General features: G+C 63.0%; 12 protein-coding genes and 1 pseudogene. 10 read left to right on the top strand and 3 right to left on the bottom strand.

The features are described from left to right. Positions 1 to 2 precede the first annotated feature (2 nt). Positions 3 to 404, bottom strand: a complete 402-nt coding sequence (locus J7E36_RS23045) for a hypothetical protein (protein WP_215008283.1) — start codon at positions 402 to 404, stop codon at positions 3 to 5. A gap of 214 nt (positions 405 to 618) precedes the next feature. Between J7E36_RS23045 and J7E36_RS23050 the strand changes: the two genes are divergently transcribed. Next, positions 619 to 1,689, top strand: coding sequence for a M28 family peptidase (locus J7E36_RS23050; RefSeq protein WP_215008285.1), 1,071 nt, complete (start codon positions 619 to 621; stop codon positions 1,687 to 1,689). A gap of 669 nt (positions 1,690 to 2,358) precedes the next feature. On the opposite strand, the gene J7E36_RS23055 is transcribed toward J7E36_RS23050, so the two are convergent. Both J7E36_RS23055 and J7E36_RS23060 read right to left on the bottom strand, forming a co-directional pair. Then, positions 2,359 to 2,637, bottom strand: coding sequence for a DUF1652 domain-containing protein (locus J7E36_RS23055; RefSeq protein WP_003201764.1), 279 nt, complete (start codon positions 2,635 to 2,637; stop codon positions 2,359 to 2,361). A 193-nt stretch (positions 2,638 to 2,830) separates the two neighbouring features. After that, the gene (locus J7E36_RS23060) at positions 2,831 to 4,282 is read right to left on the bottom strand and encodes an MFS transporter (protein WP_215008287.1); all 1,452 of its coding nucleotides are present in this window, start codon (positions 4,280 to 4,282) and stop codon (positions 2,831 to 2,833) included. Positions 4,283 to 4,413: 131 nt separating this feature from the next. On the opposite strand from J7E36_RS23060, the gene J7E36_RS23065 reads away from it, so the two are divergent. The 9 genes and pseudogenes from J7E36_RS23065 to J7E36_RS23105 form a co-directional block, all read left to right on the top strand. Beyond that, entirely contained in the window at positions 4,414 to 5,334 is a 921-nt protein-coding gene (locus tag J7E36_RS23065; RefSeq protein WP_215008289.1) for a LysR family transcriptional regulator, read from the top strand. A 319-nt stretch (positions 5,335 to 5,653) separates the two neighbouring features. Beyond that, complete coding sequence (locus J7E36_RS23070) at positions 5,654 to 7,111, top strand: serralysin family metalloprotease (RefSeq protein ID WP_215008291.1); 1,458 nt, start codon at positions 5,654 to 5,656, stop codon at positions 7,109 to 7,111. Positions 7,112 to 7,186: 75 nt separating this feature from the next. After that, positions 7,187 to 7,597 (top strand): AprI/Inh family metalloprotease inhibitor, encoded by a 411-nt coding sequence (locus J7E36_RS23075; RefSeq protein ID WP_215008293.1) that lies wholly within the window; start codon positions 7,187 to 7,189, stop codon positions 7,595 to 7,597. Positions 7,598 to 7,727: 130 nt separating this feature from the next. Further along, the gene (locus J7E36_RS23080) at positions 7,728 to 9,503 is read left to right on the top strand and encodes a type I secretion system permease/ATPase (protein ID WP_215008295.1); all 1,776 of its coding nucleotides are present in this window, start codon (positions 7,728 to 7,730) and stop codon (positions 9,501 to 9,503) included. Continuing rightward, the gene (locus J7E36_RS23085; RefSeq protein ID WP_215008297.1) at positions 9,500 to 10,834 is read left to right on the top strand and encodes an HlyD family type I secretion periplasmic adaptor subunit; all 1,335 of its coding nucleotides are present in this window, start codon (positions 9,500 to 9,502) and stop codon (positions 10,832 to 10,834) included. The genes J7E36_RS23080 and J7E36_RS23085 overlap by 4 nt, the downstream gene beginning before the upstream one ends. 14 nt (positions 10,835 to 10,848) lie before the next feature. After that, a complete protein-coding gene (locus J7E36_RS23090) occupies positions 10,849 to 12,186 on the top strand; it encodes a TolC family outer membrane protein (RefSeq protein WP_215008299.1) in 1,338 nt (445 codons plus the stop codon). A 154-nt stretch (positions 12,187 to 12,340) separates the two neighbouring features. After that, a complete protein-coding gene (locus J7E36_RS23095) occupies positions 12,341 to 15,361 on the top strand; it encodes an autotransporter serine protease (protein WP_231286398.1) in 3,021 nt (1,006 codons plus the stop codon). 79 nt (positions 15,362 to 15,440) lie between these two features. Continuing rightward, positions 15,441 to 17,312 carry a polyurethane esterase gene (locus J7E36_RS23100; protein ID WP_215008303.1) on the top strand — a complete coding sequence of 624 codons (1,872 nt, stop codon included), beginning with the start codon at positions 15,441 to 15,443 and terminating at the stop codon, positions 17,310 to 17,312. Continuing rightward, positions 17,243 to 18,223 (top strand): annotated as a pseudogene (locus J7E36_RS23105) (aldehyde dehydrogenase family protein); the annotation flags it as partial. The gene J7E36_RS23100 and the pseudogene J7E36_RS23105, both read left to right, overlap by 70 nt. Positions 18,224 to 18,353 lie beyond the last annotated feature (130 nt).

The following is an 18,353-nucleotide window of genomic DNA, read 5'->3' on the forward strand; positions in this document are numbered from 1 at the left end:
TGTCAGGCATCGCGAAACAAGTCGTGGGCGTCCAGCAGCCGCCAGGCGATTTCCGGGCGTTTTTCCAGCCCGCGTCGGATGGCGGTGGGGATTGACTGGCGAATCTTGCGGCACAGGCCGAGCTGGTCTTGGAACTCAATGGCGATGCCGCGCATGGTGCGGACTTCGTTGTAACCGGGTTCAACGCTCAGGCGGACCCCCAGGTTTTCGTACAAGCGTTGTTGCAAGCGCTGGAGTTCGTCGAGGCTCTGGATGTTTTCCAGCCGTTCGAGCAGGCGTTTTTCTTCCTGGCGATTCAGGCACAGGATACGCAGGTCGCCGCCGGGCGTTTGCAGCAGCTCATCACGCCGACAGTCACAGACGCCGGGCGGGCAGGGGGGACGGATCGGGATCGACGTGGTCATGGGCTCCACACAGTCTGCAACACAAAGCGTATCGCCAGCCCCCGCAATGTGATGGCTGGCGCTGCGGCGGTCAACCCCGTCGAACGCCCGGTTATCTGCCCTCGGGTGAGGCCGCTCGTCTGCTCGTCCTTTGATCCAAACAAATTTTTCGACGGTGCGAGGCCTCAACAGGGCAAGCGGGACGACCGCGCGGAAAACAGGAGAACCACCACCTATGCAAGCCGATCCCTCTACATTGCCCCTCTTGGAAGAACTGCTGATGGCCCGAGGACCGGGCGGACAGGAAAGCGAAGTTCGGGCGATTTGCCTTCGGGAACTTGAACCCCACTGCGACCAGGCCTGGGTCGATCCGGCCGGCAATGTCATCGGACTGATCAAGGGCACCGGTCCGGCCAATGACACCAGCGGTCCGGTCCGGATCATGGCCCACCTGGACGAAATCGCCATGCTGGTCAAACGGGTTGAGCCTGACGGCACCTTACGAGTGGTGTCGCTGGGCGGGGCTAACCCGGTCAACTTCGGCATGTGCCCGGTGGACATACTCGGCGACCGCGATTTCCTCCCCGGCGTGCTGTCGTTTGGCTCGATGCACTGCACCGGCGAAACCCATCAAGGCGCGGACGTGCTGTCCGGGAATGTGCATTGGGACGATGTCCACGTGATTACGCGTTGCTCTGTCGAACAGCTGCACGAACATGGCGTGCGGCCGGGTACGCGGGTCGTGCTGAGCCAGCATTGGCGTCGGCCGTTTCGGGTCGGCGACGCCATTGCCGCGCATTTCCTTGATGATCGCGCGCCCATGGTGGCCACCCTGCAAGCTGCCGCGTTATTGGCCGAGCGGCGGGCGCAGTTGACGGGCGAGGTGTATTTCGTGTTTACCACCCAGGAAGAAGAGTCCAATGCCGGGGCGCTGTACGCCGCGAACCACTTGCCGGGAGAGATCAACGTGGCCGTCGAGGTCGGCCCCGTGGTGGCGGAATACGGCACGCGGCTGAGCGTCAACCCGATCATCAACACTGGCGATGAGAAGGGCTGCTATAGCCGTGACGTTGTCGACCAGCTTTACCGCGCTGGCGAACGCTGTGGGCTGGAGCCGCAATTTGCGCTGCTGGTGGATTTTGCCAGCGATGCCAGCGCGATCATGGGCAGCGGGATATCGGCCAAGGGCGGGTGTATTGCGATACCTACCGAGAATACCCATGGCTATGAGCTGATCCTGGAGGGCAGCATCGAGGCGTGTGCCGGGACGTTGCTGGAGTTTCTGGTCAATCGGAGCGGGGGCTGATTGGGTCGCGGGTGGGCCGTGCCTGTGTACGGGGTTGACCGCAATGGAAGGCCAACGCAGATGTGGGAGCGAGCCTGCTCGCGATGACGGCGGCACATCCAACATCAATGCAAGCTGACCCACCGCCTTCGCGAGCAGGCTCGCTCCCACAGGTATTTTCGGTGTTTACGGCATTGGCGCGTCACAGCAGACCCTTTGTGGGAGCGAGCTTGCTCGCGATGACGGCGGCACATCCAAGCAAGCTGACCTATCGCCTTCGCGAGCAAGCTCGCTCCCACAGGGGGAACGCGGTCACTCCAAAAAGCAGGTCGGCTATAAGGCCGCCTCGGGCCGGCTTTTGATCTTGGGCGCCCCATTAACCACGCTGGCCGAACGCCGGTATTGTGGAGTGGGTACCCCGGCATGGATGCCGGGGTAGCCGCGCTGGGCCATGGATGGCCCTTCGCGGCGGGCCCACGGAGCAATGCCGGCGTTCGGGCATGCCGAGCCTGGGCGAGGCACCGAGTGGTGGGGCAAGAGCGTTTTGCTTACTTTTCGCCGGGCCGCGCAGGCTTCTCAAAAGTGAGCCGCCGTCAGGGCGGAACCCTAAGTGGCCGTTACCGCAGCAACGGATATACACACTATCAACCAATCAACCAATCAACCAATCAACCAATCAACCCATCAAGATCAGGAAGCAAACCGACGCAACCCAACCGGTGGCACAAAGGCTTCCAGCTCGGCTTCCACCGCTTCAATGATCCGCTCCACGTCCGGCGCATTCATCACCGTCGCGCAGGGGATACCCGCGATGGCAATCATGGTTTCGCCACTGGCACGGTCAAACAATCGGGCAACCATGCTGCCGGGTGCGTCCATGCTGGCTTCAAAGCCCATTGGATGAAAGTGCCAGCGCATCAGTTGGCAGGCGTTGGGGAAGGTAACCTTGCTGAAAGATCCTTTATTCATGTGTTGCCCGCCTTCTTCAATCGAGCGCTTCCTTTTGCTCATGTCAGGAAGGAAGAGCCGTCATGGCTCTACCAGTAAGCACTAAAAATAGCACCTGAAAATGAAAGTCATGTGGCTTTTTTCAGTCTGTTTCGCGATTGGTTCAATTCTTTTGATCTGCGTCACGACTTAAATGCCCGGATTTAGAATGCCATCACGCTTCGCGCGCGCCCTCCTGGGCTTCCCTCGACGGCCCTGGCGCACGGTATTTCAACGCAATGGCCAGCGCCAGCAACACCATTGCCAAGGCGACGGCGAAGGTGGTGTGCAAGCCGCTCGCGATCGCATCGGCAGTGGCGCTGCCGACGTCAGTGGCGGCCGATGCATGGGCGAACACCGCGCCCAGCACCGACGCCCCGGTAAAGAACCCCAGATTGCGCGAGAGATTGAGCAGCCCGGCAATAACGCCTCGCCGCTGGGCGGCCACGTCGGCCATCACCGCCGTGGTGTTCGCTGTCTGAAAAAACGCGTAGCCCAAGGTCGTCACGACGATAGAACCCAGATAGCCGCCGATACCGAGGCCAGGCGACACCAGGGCCAGCATCAGGCAACCAAGGACCATGCAGCTCAGTCCGGCCAGGCGGATGGGGCGTGCGCCGAAGCGATCGGTCAGGCGCCCGGCAGGTACGCCCGCCAGGGCCGCAACGGAGGGACCCGCCGCCAGCACCAACCCGACCAGTGCTGGCGGCAGGCCAAGGGTGATGGACAGGTAAAAGGGCCCGACCAGCAACGTCGCCATCATCACCGTGGCGACCACGGCGCTCGTTACCAGGCCAGACACCAGCAGCCGGTCCCGGAACGCCGCCAACGGAATCAGCGGTGACGCCACCCGAGACTGGGCCAGGACGAACAGCCCGGCGCCCAGGGTTGCGATCAGCAGCAGCGCGACGTTGCGCCCGCCAAAATCGCCCCGCCCGGACGTCATTGCCAAGGCGTAGGCAGTGAGTGTGGCTGCCAGCAGCAGGGTGCCGGTGACATCGAAACGGGCTTTTTCAGCCCTGAGCGGCGCTGGCCGCACCGGCAGCGAGCGCCACGCCAGCCATAGCGTCAGCATGCCGAGGGGCACGTTGACCAGGAATAAGGCCGGCCAACCGAAACCGCTGATCAGTGCGCCACCCAGACTCGGCCCAAGCGCCGTGCCCACCGCCGACAGCGTTGCCAGCAGCCCCATGGCGCTGCCGGTCTTTTCCTGGCTGACGGTTTCACCAACCAGGGCCAGGGTCAGCGTCATCATGATGGCTGCGCCCAGGCCTTGCAGTGCCCGACCAATGATCAACCCGTCCAGCGAAGGCGCCACGCCGCACAACGCCGAGGCGAAGGTGAACAAGGCGATTCCGATCAATAACAGTTTGCGGCGGCCCACCAGGTCGCCCAGGCGCCCGACGCTGACAATCAGCGTCGTAATCACCAGCAGGTAAGCCAGCACCACCCATTGGACGTGTTGAAAGGATGCATCGAACGCCCGGGCCAATGTCGGCAGGCCTACCGTGGCGACACTGGCGCCCAGGGAAGCCAGCAGCGTCGAGAGCGCCAGGCTGACCAGCGCCCAGCGTGGTGAATGGAGCCGGGTAGTCGGCAGGCTTTGTTGCGGGTCAGAGGCTTTCATCGGGTTACCTGTGTCTGCGCCTTGAAGTGGGGCTGTCACAACGTTACGCCTGGGCATAACATGGCGGAAGACGCAACATTTGCAAGTTATAGCTGCACGCAACGCCATCTTTTCATTTCCAGGGTTCAACAATGTCCGTCCCCGATCTCAATTTGCTTGTCACCCTTGATGTGCTGCTGGCCGAAGGCAGTGTGGCCCGGGCTGCGCGAAGGCTGCGACTCAGCCCGTCGGCCATGAGTCGGGCGCTGGCGCGGTTGCGGGAAACCACCGGGGACCCGCTGCTGGTGCGGGCGGGACGCGGACTGGTGCCGACACCCCGTGCGCTGGCGTTGCGCGAGCAGGTCAGCCAGTTGGTGCAGGACGCCCAAGCGGTGCTGCGTCCGGTGTTGACCCCGGACCTGGCACGCTTGAGCCGGACGTTCACCTTGCGGACCCGCGAGGGTTTCGTGGAAAACTTCGCCATTGACCTGATTGCCCGGATCAATAAAGAAGCCCCAGGCGTGCGCTTGCGTTTCGTGGAAAAGGCCAGCCGCGACAGCACCGCATTGCGCGAGGGTATCGTGGACCTGGAGACGGCGGTGGTGGACAAGGACACCAGCCCGGAGCTGCGTACCCAGGCACTGTTTGGCGACCGCCTGATTGGTGTAGTGCGCGCCGGGCACCCGCTGAGCGAGGCGGCGGTGACTGCCGCCGGTTACGCAGCGGGCAGGCACATCGGGGTGTCAATGCGCTTTCTCGATCAGGGACCCATCGACCGGGTCCTTGAACCGTTGGGCTTGACGCGGGAAATCGTCACCACGGTGCCGGGCTTTTCTTCGGCGCTGGGGCTGGCCCGATCCAGCGACCTTATCGCCAGCGTGCCTGCACGCTACACCGCCAGCCTGCGGCTGGGCATGCACAGTTTTACGCTGCCGTTTCCGGTGCCGGCGTTCACCATCGCCATGCTCTGGCACCCGCGCATGGACGCCGACCCTGCCCATCGCTGGCTTCGCGGCTGCTTGCGCGAAGTGTGCGCGCGTAAGTCCATGGAGGAACTGGTAGATATTGATTAATAGCACTTCGCTGGCACCTAGTTGGCGAAAGTGTGACATCCCTCGCAAATGGTTAGTTACCGCTATTTAATATTTAAATAGGATTTTGTCCGACAATCGGTATTTGGTTTTTCAACTTGCGAACGCGCAACGGGCGAACCCTATTGTTTATGGGCGCGAAGGCACGCGTCTGAACATGCGCTCAAAAAAACTGCTAGACGTTTGATTTCCAATTGTGTCAGGTTTCTTACGTCCTCATTGGGCGAGTGATAGGACGATCTCGCCAGAGATCGCCTGTCTCTGATAAATCTGTTCCATTAGCAAACAAGGAAGTGTGTTTATGTCGAAAGTCAAAAACAGCGCTATTGATTCTGCCGAGCAACTCCTCTGGGCACCGCAATCATTGGCCGCTGCCAGCAGTGCGTTCAACCAGATCAATAGTTTCAGCCACCAATATGACCGGGGCGGCAACCTGACCGTCAACGGCAAGCCCTCGTATTCTGTCGATCAGGCAGCCACGCAGTTGCTGCGCGACGGTGCGGCTTACCAGGACCGGGACGGCAGCGGCAAGATCGAGCTGACCTACACGTTCCTGACCTCTGCTTCTTCGAGCACCATGAGCAAGCACGGGATCAGTGGTTTCAGCCAATTCAGCACCCAGCAGAAAGGCCAGGCCGCCTTGGCGATGCAGTCCTGGGCGGACGTGGCCAACGTCACGTTTGCCGAGAAAGCCAGCGGCGGCGACGCCCACATGACCTTCGGCAACTACAGCGGCGGCCAGGATGGCGCGGCGGCGTTTGCCTACCTGCCGGGCACCGGTGCCGGCTACGACGGTACGTCGTGGTACCTGACCAACAGCAGCTACACCCAGAACAAGACCCCGGACCTGAACAACTACGGGCGCCAGACCCTGACCCACGAGATCGGCCACACCCTGGGCCTGGCCCACCCCGGCGACTACAACGCCGGCGAGGGCGCCCCGACCTACAATGACGCGACTTACGGCCAGGACACCCGTGGCTACAGCGTCATGAGCTACTGGAGTGAAAGCAATACCAGCCAGAACTTCAGCAAGGGCGGCGTCGAAGCCTATTCGTCGGGCCCGCTGATGGATGACATCGCAGCGATCCAGAAGCTCTACGGGGCCAACACCAGCACCCGGACCGGCGACACCACCTACGGCTTCAACTCCAACGCCGGCCGCGATTTCCTCGGCGCCTCTTCATCCTCGGACAAAGTGGTGTTCTCGGTCTGGGACGCGGGTGGTCGCGATACCCTGGACTTCTCCGGTTTCACCCAGAACCAGAAGATCAACCTCAACGACGCGTCGTTCTCCGACGTGGGCGGCCTGGTGGGCAACGTCTCCATCGCCAAGGGCGCCGTCATCGAAAACGCCCTCGGTGGCTCGGGCAGCGACCTGCTGATCGGCAACGCGGTCGCCAACGAACTCAAGGGCGGTGCCGGCAACGACATCCTCTGGGGCGCAGGCGGGGCTGACAAACTGTGGGGCGGGGCGGGTTCGGACACCTTCGTGTTCGCGGCCAGTTCGGACTCGCGGCCAGGCACAGTCGATCAGATCCTCGACTTCGTCAGTGGCCTGGACAAGATCGACCTGACCGGCATCACCAAGGGGGCGGGCCTGCACTTTGTCAGCGCCTTCACCGGTGCGGCGGGCGATGCGGTGCTGTCGACGTCAGGCGGCAACAGCCAGTTGTCGGTGGACTTCTCCGGGCATGGCGTGGCTGATTTCCTGGTCAGCACGGTCGGCCAGGCGGCGGTGACGGATATCGTGGCTTGATGCCCGTTTGAGTAGTTGTGGCGAGGGAGCTTGCTCCCTCGCCACAGGGTCCAAACTTATGAGAGCGATAACACCATGCCTTGCAGGTCCTCGGCCACCGCCTGGTCACTCGCTACGCTGATGCTGTTTTCCGGAGAAGCCACCATGGCTCGCAGTCTGTTATTAGCGCAACCCTCACAGTTGGCCGGCCAGTGGCAGGCCGTTTTATCGGGCCCGCAGGAAACTGCGCAGACCCAGGCGATGCAAGACAAGCCCTCCAATGCCTGTCGGGTCGAGCTCAAGGCGGACCAGACCCTGGGCGGGCAAACCGAATGCCTGGGCCACTGGTTGGGAGATGAGCCGGTGCAATGGTTTACCGAACCCGATGGTCTTTCGTTGATTGGCCAGGACAACAGCAGGGTTCATCTGGGATTGCATCAGCAAGATCATTATCAAGTGACGTTGAAGTCGGGTTTGATACTCACGCTTGAACGAACTAAGCCATAGACGCTTATTACGATGGGTGCAGTAAGCGAAGCGCTGGTTTAAATCGGCGTGTGCCCAGGCGAATGATTAAAAGATTTCCAAGTTGAATAACGACCAGGTTGCCTGGTCATGCGAACAGCAAGGACGATTGATGAATAAGGCAAGGAGCGCAGGGGCGATGCCACTGTTTAAAGCCCTGGGCGATTATAAAAGTATCTTGATCAGCGTCGGCTGTTTCACCGCACTGATCAATGTGCTGATGCTCGCACCGTCGATCTACATGCTCCAGGTGTATGACCGGGGGTTGTCCTCGCAAAATGAAACGACCCTGTTGATGTTGTCGCTGATGGTCGTCGGGTTCTTTGTGTTCATCGGGCTGCTGGAGATGGTGCGCAGCTTTGTAGTGATTCGCATCGGCAGTCAGTTGGAGCGACGTTTCAATCTGCAGGTCTACAAGGCGGCGTTCGAGCGCAACCTGCGCCAGGGCGAGGGCAACGCCGGACAGTCCCTGGGAGACCTTACGCAACTGCGCCAATTTATCACCGGGCCGGCACTGTTCGCCTTCTTCGACGCCCCATGGTTCCCCATTTATCTGCTGGTGATCTACCTGTTCAACGTCTGGCTCGGCGTATTCGCCACGGTCGGCACGCTGCTGCTGATCGGCCTGGCCTGCTTGAACGAAGCCATGACCAAAAAGCCGTTGGGGCAGGCCAGCGTCTACTCGCAGCAATCCAGCCAACTGGCCACCAGCCACTTGCACAACGCCGAGACCATTCAGGCCATGGGCATGCTCGACGCGTTGCGCAGCCGCTGGTTTGCCGTGCATTCACGGTTCCTCGGCTTGCAGAACCAGGCCAGCGACACCGGCGCCGTGATCAGCTCCCTGAGCAAGACCCTGCGCCTGTGCCTGCAATCGCTGGTCTTGGGTGTCGGCGCGCTGTTGGTGATCAAGGGCGAAATGACCGCCGGGATGATGATCGCCGGTTCGATCCTGATGGGCCGGGTGCTGAGCCCCATCGACCAGCTGATTGCCGTCTGGAAACAGTGGAGTGGTGCCAAGCTGGCCTATCGCCGTCTCGATACGCTGTTGCAGGCTTTTGCACCCCGGGACGAGGGGATGACGTTGCCGTCACCCAAGGGCCAGGTGAGTTTTGAACAGGTCAGCGCCGGCCCGCCCGGGCAACGCAACGCGACCTTGCAGCAGCTCAGTTTCAGCCTGGAAGCCGGGGAAGTGCTCGGCGTGTTGGGGGCATCGGGGTCCGGCAAATCCACCCTGGCGCGGGTGCTGGTGGGCGTGTGGCCGACCCTCGGTGGCACGGTGCGCCTCGACGGAGCGGACATCCATCGCTGGAACCGCGACCAACTGGGGCCTTACATCGGTTATCTGCCTCAGGACATCGAACTGTTCAGCGGCAGCATCGCCGAGAACATCGCCCGGTTTCGCCAGGCCGATCCGCAGAAGGTCGTCGCCGCGGCGCAACAGGCCGGCGTCCATGAATTGATCCTGCGCATGCCCCAGGGCTACGACACGGTGCTGGGAGAGGACGGCAGCGGCCTGTCGGGCGGGCAGAAGCAACGGGTGGCCCTGGCCCGTGCGATGTATGACCGGCCGAGCCTGGTGGTGCTCGATGAGCCCAATTCCAACCTGGACACCGTTGGCGAGGCGGCGCTGGCCGGCGCCATCGCACAGATGAAGGCCCAGGGCACCAGCGTGGTGCTGGTCACTCACCGTTCTTCGGCGTTGGCCCAGGCTGACAAGCTGCTGGTGCTCAACGAAGGTCGGCTCCAGGCGTTCGGGCCCAGCCAGGATGTGCTGCGGGCGTTGTCCGGCCAGGCCGAATCCCAGCGCGATAAACCTCCGGCGACACCTAACGGGCTGAGCATGAGCCGCCAGTACCAGACCGCCAGCAAGCCGAGCGGCGCATGAGCAAGGAGCGCGGCATGAACCTCGAACACACGCAAATCTTCGAACGTCCCGAGCGCGACGCACGGTTCTTCACCCGCATCGGCTGGGCCTTGGCGCTCATCGGCGCCGGCAGTTTTTTCACCTGGGCCAGCCTGGCGCCGCTGGATCAAGGCATTCCCGTGCAGGGCACCGTGGTGGTGTCCGGCAAACGCAAAGCGGTGCAGTCGATGAGCGGCGGGATGGTCAGCCGGATCCTGGTGCGTGAAGGCGAGGTGGTGAAACAGGGCCAGCCGCTGTTCCGCCTCGACCAGACCCAGGCCGCGGCTGATGTGCAATCGTTGCAAGCCCAGTACCGCATGGCCTGGGCCAGCCTGGCGCGCTGGCAGAGCGAGCGGGACAACCTCGCGCAAGTCAGCTTTCCAATTGAGTTGAGCCAGGATCCGGATCCGCGCCTGGCCCTGGTGCTTGAGGGCCAGCGGCAACTGTTCAGCAGCCGTCGCGAAGCCTTCGCCCGCGAGCAAGCCGCTTTGCGCGCCAGCATCGACGGTGCCAGCGCGCAATTGGCCGGCATGCGCCGGGCCCGCGGTGACTTGACGGCGCAGGCCGAATCCCTGCGGCTGCAATTGAACAACCTGCAACCCTTGGCAGACAACGGCTACATCCCGCGCAACCGCTTGCTGGACTACCAGCGGCAACTGTCGCAAGTGCAGCAGGAACTGGCGCAGAACAGCGGCGACAGCGGTCGGGTGGAGCAGGGGATCGTCGAGTCCCGGCTGAAGCTGCAACAACACAGCGAGGAATACCAGAAAGAGGTGCGCAGCCAACTGGCCGACGCCCAGCTCAAGAGCGAAACCCTGCAGCAGCAACTGAAATCCGCCGGGTTCGAGCTGCAACACAGCGAAATACTCGCCACCGCCGACGGCATCGCCGTCAACCTCGGCGTGCACACCGAAGGCGCGGTGGTGCGTCAGGGCGATACCTTGCTGGAGATCGTGCCCCAGGGCACGCGCCTGGAGGTGGAAGGGCACTTGCCGGTGAACCTGATCGACAAGGTTGGGACGCACTTGCCGGTGGACATCCTGTTCACCGCCTTCAACCAGAGCCGTACCCCAAGGGTGCCCGGTGAGGTCAGCCTGGTGTCCGCCGACCAGATGATCGACGAGAAGACAGGCGCGCCTTACTACGTGCTGCGCAGCAGCGTCAGCGACCGTGCGCTGGAAAAGCTCAACGGCCTGGTGATCAGGCCCGGCATGCCGGCCGAGATGTTCGTGCGCACCGGTGAGCGTTCGCTCCTCAACTACCTGTTCAAGCCGCTGCTCGACCGAGCCGGCTCTGCGTTGACCGAAGAATAAGGATGTCCGGCGGTATGAAGCGTTTTTACTGGTTGGCCGCGCTGGCCGTCTGCGCGTGCAACAACGTGTGGGCCATGGGCCCGTTCGAACTCTACGAACAGGCCCTGCGCAATGACCCGGTGTACCTGGGCGCGATCAAGGAGCGCGATGCGGGCCTGGAGAACCGCGCCATTGGCCGTGCCGGGTTACTGCCGCACCTGGGCTACAGCTACAACAAGGGCCGCAACCAATCCAAGGTGACTTATCTCAATGACCGCGGTGCCAGCCAGCATGACGACCGCAACTACAGCAGCTACGGCTCCAGCCTGACGCTGCAACAGCCTTTGCTCGATTACGAAGCCTACGCGGCGTACCGCAAGGGTGTGGCCCAGGCGCTGTTCGCCGACGAAAACTTTCGCGGCAAGAGCCAGGAGCTGCTGGTGCGGGTGCTGAGTTATTACACCCAGGCCCTGTTTGCCCAGGACCAGATCGACATCGCCCAGGCCAAGAAAAAGGCCTTCGAACAGCAGTTCCACCAGAACGAGCAGCTGTTTCGCCAGGGGGAGGGCACGCGCACCGACATCCTTGAGGCTGAGTCGCGCTACGAATTGGCTACCGCAGAAGAAATCGAGGCGCACAACGAGCAGGATGCGTCCCTGCGCGAACTGGGCGCGTTGATCGGCGTGCCGGCACTGGACATCGGCGACCTGGCGCCGCTGAACGAGACCTTCCAGACCTTCGTCCTGCAACCGGCCAGCTTCGACACCTGGCATGAGCTGGCCGTGAGCAACAACCCGAACCTGGCGTCCCAGCGCCAGGCCGTGGACATTGCGCGCTTCGAGGTCGAGCGCAACCGCGCCGGGCACCTGCCGAAAGTCAGCGCCTACGCGACGATGCGCCAGAACGAGTCGGAAAGCGGCAACACCTACAACCAACGTTACGACACCAACACCATCGGCCTGGAAGTCAGCGTGCCGCTGTACGCCGGTGGCGGGGTCGCGGCGTCCACCCGCCAGGCCAGCCGCCACATGGAGCAGGCCGAATATGAACTGGACGGCAAGACCCGCGAGACGCTGATCGAATTGCGCCGTCAGTACAGCGCCTGCGTGTCGGGGGTGAACAAACTGCGCGCCTACCAGAAAGCCTTGAGTTCTGCCGAAGCGCTGGTGGTGTCGACCCGGCAAAGCATCCTCGGCGGCGAGCGGGTCAACCTTGACGCCCTCAACGCCGAGCAACAGCTCTATACCACCCGCCGCGATCTGGCCCAGGCCCGGTACGACTATCTCATGGCCTGGACCAAGCTGCATTACTACGCCGGCACCCTGGGGGAGCAGGATCTGGCGCGGGTGGACGAGGCGTTTGTCAGCCACTGAGTGCTGGCTGACCGGGCCCTCGCCACGGAGCACGGCGTACGTCAGGCACAGGATTTTTTGCAGCAACTAAGGATGGTTCGTGATGAAGACCGATAACAAAAAGCAGCCCGGAAAACCCCGTCGCGTGTTTGTGCTCAAGACCCTCAATCGGGCCATGCTCTGTGCGCTGGCAACCCTGGGCACGGCGCAAGCCGCTCCCTATGTCGAGAGCGGCAGGGCCGGTAACCCGGACAGTTGGCGCAGCAGCGAATTCAACGCCGAATGGGGCCTGGGGGCGATCAATGCCCAGCAGGCCTACGCCGCCGGCTACACGGGCAAGGGCGTGAAACTGGGCATTTTCGACCAGCCGGTCTATGCCGCTCACCCGGAGTTCTCCGGCAGCGACAAAGTCGTGACCCTGGTCACCAGCGGTATCCGCGAGTACACCGACCCCTACATACCGGTGAGGGCCGGTGATCCGTTCCGCTACGACGGGTCGCCCACGGTCGGTTCCGACGGCAAGCTCGGCTCCCACGGCACCCATGTCGGCGGGATTGCCGCCGGCAGCCGCGACGGCGGCCCGATGCACGGCGTGGCGTTCGATGCGCAGATCATCAGCGCTGACAATGGCGATCCCGGGCCCGAGGACGGCATTATCCTCGGCAACGACGGCGCGGTGTACAAGGCTGGTTGGGATGCCTTGATCGCCAGCGGCGCGCGGATCATCAACAACAGTTGGGGCATCGGCATTACCGACCGCTTCGACCAGGGCGGTCGCGACCCGGCATTCCCGCACTTCACCGTGCAGGATGCGCAACTGCAATTCGACCAGATTCGACCGTTGCTGGGCACCAAGCCGGGCGGCGCCTACGAGGGCGCCATCGCGGCGGCCCGCAGCGGGATCGTGACGATCTTTGCCGCCGGCAACGACTACAACCTCAACAACCCCGATGCCATCGCGGGCCTGGCTTATTTTGTGCCGGACATTGCGCCAAACTGGCTGACCGTTGCGGCGCTGCAAGTCAACCCGGACACCACCAGCCCGAATCCATACACCATCAGTACCTTCTCGTCGCGCTGCGGCTACACCGCCAGTTTCTGTGTGTCAGCGCCGGGGACCCGGGTCTACAGCGCAGTGATTGGCGGCACCAGTGCCGATGACCTGACGGTGGGTTACGGCAACAAGAGCGGCACCTCCATGGCTGCGCCCCATGTGGCCGGCAGCGTGGCGGTGTTGATGGAGCGCTTCCCGTACATGACCGGCGCCCAGGTCGCCAGCGTGTTGCGCACCACCGCCACCGACATGGGCGCACCCGGCGTCGATTCGCTGTACGGCTGGGGCATGATCAATCTGGGCAAGGCCATCAACGGCCCATCGATGCTGGTGACGCAAGAGGACATTCCCGAGGCCTTTCGCATCGACGGCGCCTACGGCTCCAGCCAGTTCGTGGTCGACTTGCCGGGCATTGGCGCGACCATCGATGCCGGCAAGCCCACGGAGCGCGTGTGCAGCGGCATCCAGTGTGGCCTGGACGTCTGGCGCAACGATATTTCCGGTCACGGCGGGCTGACCAAGCAAGGCCTCGGCACGTTGGTCTTGACCGGCGACAACAGCTACAGCGGACCGACCCTGGTCAATCAAGGCCGCCTGGCCGTCAATGGTTCGCTGGCCTCGGCGGTGACGGTCAATGAGGGCGGCATCCTGGGCGGCAATGGTCGCATCGCCAGCCTGACGGCCAACCGTGGCGGCAGCGTGGCCCCGGGTAATTCCATCGGCACGCTGCAGGTGGCCGGAGATGTGACGTTCGCGTCCGGTTCGACCTACGCGGTGGAAGTCTCGCCGACGTCCAGCGATTTGATCGTGGCCGGCGGCAAGGCCACCCTTGACGGGGCGACGGTGTCGTTGTCCCTGGAGAACAGCCCGACGCTGCTCACGGCCGCAGAGGCGAAAAGCCTGCTCGGCACCCGGTTCAACATCCTGCAGGCCGCCGGCGGTATCGACGGACGCTTCGGCGAAGTCTTGCCCAACTATGCGTTTCTCGGCGGCGACCTGACGTACACCGGTAGCGGCGTTCAACTGGCGGTCGAGCGTAACGCTGCGTCATTTGCCAGCCTCGGCCTGACGCCCAACCAGCGCTCCGTGGCCAGCGCCGCCGAGCAATTGGGCGCCGGTAACGGCCTCTACGAAGCCTTGTTGCTGTCGCCCAGCGCCGCCGTGGCGCAACAGGCGTTCCAGCAGCTGTCCGGCGAAATCCACCCGGCCATCGGTACGCTGTTGATCAAGGACAGTCGCTACCTGCGCGAAGCCGTGGGCGATCGCCTGCGTCAGGATGCGCTGTACGACGCCAACACGCCGACCGATGCCGACAGCAACCTTTGGGTCAAGGTGCTCGGTGCCTGGGGTAAAAGCGATGGCGGCCATGACAACGCCAGTTCCAACAGCTCCATCGGCGGGCTGTTGGTCGGTGCCGATGGGTTGATCAGCGAGCAGACCCGCCTGGGCGTCGTCGGCGGTTACAGCGACAGTTCGTTGAGCATGGGCGATGGCACGCACTCCTCGGCCAAGGCCGACAGCTATCACCTGGGCGCCTACCTGGGCCACGAAATCGACGCCGTGCGTCTGACCGTGGGTGGCGCCTACAGTTGGCATCGCATCGACGTCAAGCGTGAACTGCAATGGGGCGACGTCAGCGGCCGGGAGAAAACCAAGCGCGACGCCCGGACGGCCCAGCTCTTCACCGAAGCGGCGTATCGCCTCGACGTGCAACCGCTGGCCCTTGAGCCGTTTGCGAACCTGGCCTACGTGCACCTGGACAGCGACAGCTTCCATGAAAAAGGCGACAACGCCGCCCTGCGTGGTGGCGACGACCGTCGTGATGCGGTGCTTTCGACCCTGGGCCTGCGGGCCAGTCGCAGCCTGGCGCTTTCGGAAAAACAGCAGCTGCAACTGTCCGGTTCCCTCGGCTGGCAGCACAACCTGAGCAATACCCGCTCGGAACAGGACCTGGCCTTCGCCGGCAGCAGCAACACCTTTGCGGTGCAGAGCGTGTCGATGGACCGCAACGCAGCGGTGGTCGGTGCGCGTGCCGGGCTTGCGGTGGCCAAGGACGTGCGGGTCAACCTGGACTACAACGGCCTGCTCGGCTCACGGGACAAAACCCACGGCGTGGGCCTGACGCTGGATTGGCAGTTCTGACCAAAAGGCTCCCTCGGCACAAAAGCATTCTGCTACCTGTTTTCAGCATTCCAACAACAAGAAAGAGAGGCCGCAAAGCATGGGTATCTACGACTACAAGAACTTCGACACCACGCAATCCAAAGCCCTGGTCAGCGATGCGATGGCGATCATGTTGTATTCCTACCACAATCTCGACAACGGCTTCGCCGCCGGGTACCAGCAATATGGCTTCGGCGCGGGCCTGCCGGCCACTCTGGTCACCGCGCTGCTCGGCGGCACCGATTCGCAAGGGGTGATTCCCGGCGTGCCGTGGAACCCCGATTCGGAAAAACTCGCCTTGGACGCCGTGCAGAAAGCCGGCTGGACGCCCATCAGCGCGTCGCAACTGGGTTACACCGGCAAGGTCGACGCGCGCGGAACGTTCTTCGGTGAAAAGGCCGGCTACAGCACTGCCCAGGTGGAGATCCTGGGCAAGTACGACGCCGGCGGCCACTTGAAGGAAATCGGCGTGTCGTTTCGCGGCACCAGCGGCCCGCGGGAGGATCTGATTGGCGACTCCATTGGCGACGTGATCAATGACGTGATGGCCGCGCTGGGGCCCAAGGATTACGCGAAGAACTACGCCGGCGAAGCCTTCGGCAGCCTGCTCGGGAATGTCGCGACATTTGCCAAGGCCCACGGCCTGAGCGGGGCGGATGTCTTGGTCAGCGGCCACAGCCTCGGTGGGCTGGCGGTCAACAGCCTGGCGGACTTGAGCGCTGGCAGATGGTCCGGTTTCTACAGCAACGCCAACTACGTCGCCTACGCCTCGCCCACCCAAAGCAGCACCGACAAGGTGTTGAACATCGGCTATGAAAACGATCCGGTATTCCGGGCGCTGGACGGTTCGACGTTCAACCTGGCGTCGGTGGGGGTGCATGATACGCAGCAGGAATCGGCGACCAACAACATCGTCAGCTTCAACGACCATTACGCCTCGACCGCATGGAACGTGCTGCCGTTCTCCATCCTCAACATACCCACCTGGATCTCCCACCTGCCCACCGGTTACGGTGATGGCATGGGCCGGATCATGAACTCGGCGTTCTACGACCTGACGCAAAAGGACTCGACGGTCATCGTCGCCAACCTGTCGGACCCGGCACGCGGCAACACCTGGGTGCAGGACCTCAATCGCAACGCCGAAACCCACGTAGGCAGCACCTTCATCATTGGCAGCGACAAGGACGATCTGATCCAGGGCGGCGGCGGCAGCGACTACCTGGAAGGCCGTGCCGGCAACGACACCTTCCGCGACGGCGGTGGCTACAACGTGATACTCGGTGGGCAGGGCCACAACAGCCTGCAATTGCAGCAATCGGTGAAGGACTTCACCTTCGCCAACGATGGCGCCGGGACACTGTACGTGCGCGATGCCCACGGTGGGATCAGCATCACCCGCGACATTGGCACGCTGGTGAGCCAGGAGTCCGGATCGTTCTGGGGCTTGCTCAAGGATGAGGTGAGCCATGGCGTCACGGCCAACGGCCTGGTGGCCGGCGACCACCTCACGGCGTATGCGTCAGCGGTCAAGGGCAGCGCGTCCAACGACACCCTGGTGGCCCATGCAACGGGCGACTGGTTGTTCGGGCAGGACGGCAACGACGTATTGCTGGGTGGCGTGGGCAGTGACACCTTCGTTGGCGGTGCCGGGAATGATCTGATGCAATCGGGCGGCGGTAGCGACACCTTTCTCTTCAACGGTGCGTTCGGCCAGGATCGCATCAGTGGTTATGGCGCAGGCGATAAGCTGGTGTTCATCGGCGTGCAGGGGGCCGGGGAAGGGTACGACTACAGCCAGCATCTGTCGCAAGTGGGCAGTGACACGCTGTTGCAGGTGGGTGACAGCTCAGTGACCCTGCCGGTAACTGCGTCGTGCTCAAGCCGGCGGAGCAGACGCCGCTGTCGATCACCGTTTTCGCCGAGCTGATCGCCGACCTGCTGCCGGCCGGCGTGCTGAACATCGTCCACGGTTACGGTCGCGAAGCCGGTGAAGCCCTGGCGACCAGCAAGCGCATTGCCAAGATCGCTTTTACCGGCTCGACCCCGGTGGGCTCGCACATCATGAAGTGCGCGGCCGAGAACATCATTCCGTCTACCGTGGAGCTGGGCGGCAAGTCGCCGAACATTTTCTTCGAAGACATCATGCAGGCTGAACCGGCTTTCATCGAAAAAGCCGCCGAAGGCCTGGTGCTGGCGTTCTTCAACCAGGGCGAAGTCTGCACGTGTCCGTCCCGGGCGCTGGTGCAGGAATCGATCTACGCGCCATTCATGGCCGAGGTCATGAAGAAGATCGCCAGGATCAAGCGCGGCAATCCGTTGGACACCGAGACGATGGTCGGCGCCCAGGCGTCGGAGCAGCAGTACGACAAGATCCTTTCGTACCTGGACATTGCCCGGGAGGAGGGCGCCGAACTGTTGACCGGCGGCGCGGCCGAGCGTCTGGAAGGTGACTTGTCGAGCGGCTATTACATCCAGCCGACCCTGCTCAAAGGGCACAACAAGATGCGCGTGTTCCAGGAAGAAATCTTCGGCCCGGTGGTGGGTGTGACCACCTTCAAGGACGAAGCCGAGGCCCTGGCGATTGCCAACGACACCGAGTTCGGCCTCGGCGCCGGCCTCTGGACCCGCGACATCAACCGCGCCTACCGCATGGGCCGGGCGATCAAGGCCGGTCGCGTCTGGACCAACTGCTACCACCTGTACCCGGCGCACGCGGCGTTCGGTGGCTACAAGAAGTCCGGCGTCGGCCGCGAAACCCACAAGATGATGCTCGATCATTACCAGCAGACCAAGAACCTGCTGGTGAGCTACGACGTCAACCCGCTGGGTTTTTTCTAACCCTGGAGCTGATCATTCCCACGCTCCGCGTGGGAATGCAGCCCGGGACGCTCCGCGTTCCCTTGAAGCCGAACGCGGAGCGTCCGTTGAGGCATTCCCACGCGGAGCGTGGGAACGATCCTGGCTAACC

It is taken from the genome of Pseudomonas fluorescens, from assembly GCF_018614775.1.
Taxonomy (GTDB): Bacteria; Pseudomonadota; Gammaproteobacteria; order Pseudomonadales; family Pseudomonadaceae; genus Aquipseudomonas; species Aquipseudomonas fluorescens_BY.

Excerpts from the sequence above, each read along its gene's own strand:
- J7E36_RS23050 (WP_215008285.1), top strand. The coding sequence starts at position 619 with ATGCAAGCCGATCCCTCTACATTGCCCCTCTTGGAAGAACTGCTGATG.
- J7E36_RS23045 (WP_215008283.1), bottom strand. The coding sequence starts at position 404 with ATGACCACGTCGATCCCGATCCGTCCCCCCTGCCCGCCCGGCGTCTGT.
- J7E36_RS23080 (WP_215008295.1), top strand. The coding sequence starts at position 7,728 with ATGAATAAGGCAAGGAGCGCAGGGGCGATGCCACTGTTTAAAGCCCTG.
- J7E36_RS23100 (WP_215008303.1), top strand. The coding sequence starts at position 15,441 with ATGGGTATCTACGACTACAAGAACTTCGACACCACGCAATCCAAAGCC.
- J7E36_RS23085 (WP_215008297.1), top strand. The coding sequence starts at position 9,500 with ATGAGCAAGGAGCGCGGCATGAACCTCGAACACACGCAAATCTTCGAA.
- J7E36_RS23075 (WP_215008293.1), top strand. The coding sequence starts at position 7,187 with ATGCCTTGCAGGTCCTCGGCCACCGCCTGGTCACTCGCTACGCTGATG.
- J7E36_RS23060 (WP_215008287.1), bottom strand. The coding sequence starts at position 4,282 with ATGAAAGCCTCTGACCCGCAACAAAGCCTGCCGACTACCCGGCTCCAT.
- J7E36_RS23090 (WP_215008299.1), top strand. The coding sequence starts at position 10,849 with ATGAAGCGTTTTTACTGGTTGGCCGCGCTGGCCGTCTGCGCGTGCAAC.
- J7E36_RS23070 (WP_215008291.1), top strand. The coding sequence starts at position 5,654 with ATGTCGAAAGTCAAAAACAGCGCTATTGATTCTGCCGAGCAACTCCTC.
- J7E36_RS23065 (WP_215008289.1), top strand. The coding sequence starts at position 4,414 with ATGTCCGTCCCCGATCTCAATTTGCTTGTCACCCTTGATGTGCTGCTG.
- J7E36_RS23055 (WP_003201764.1), bottom strand. The coding sequence starts at position 2,637 with ATGAATAAAGGATCTTTCAGCAAGGTTACCTTCCCCAACGCCTGCCAA.
- J7E36_RS23095 (WP_231286398.1), top strand. The coding sequence starts at position 12,341 with ATGCTCTGTGCGCTGGCAACCCTGGGCACGGCGCAAGCCGCTCCCTAT.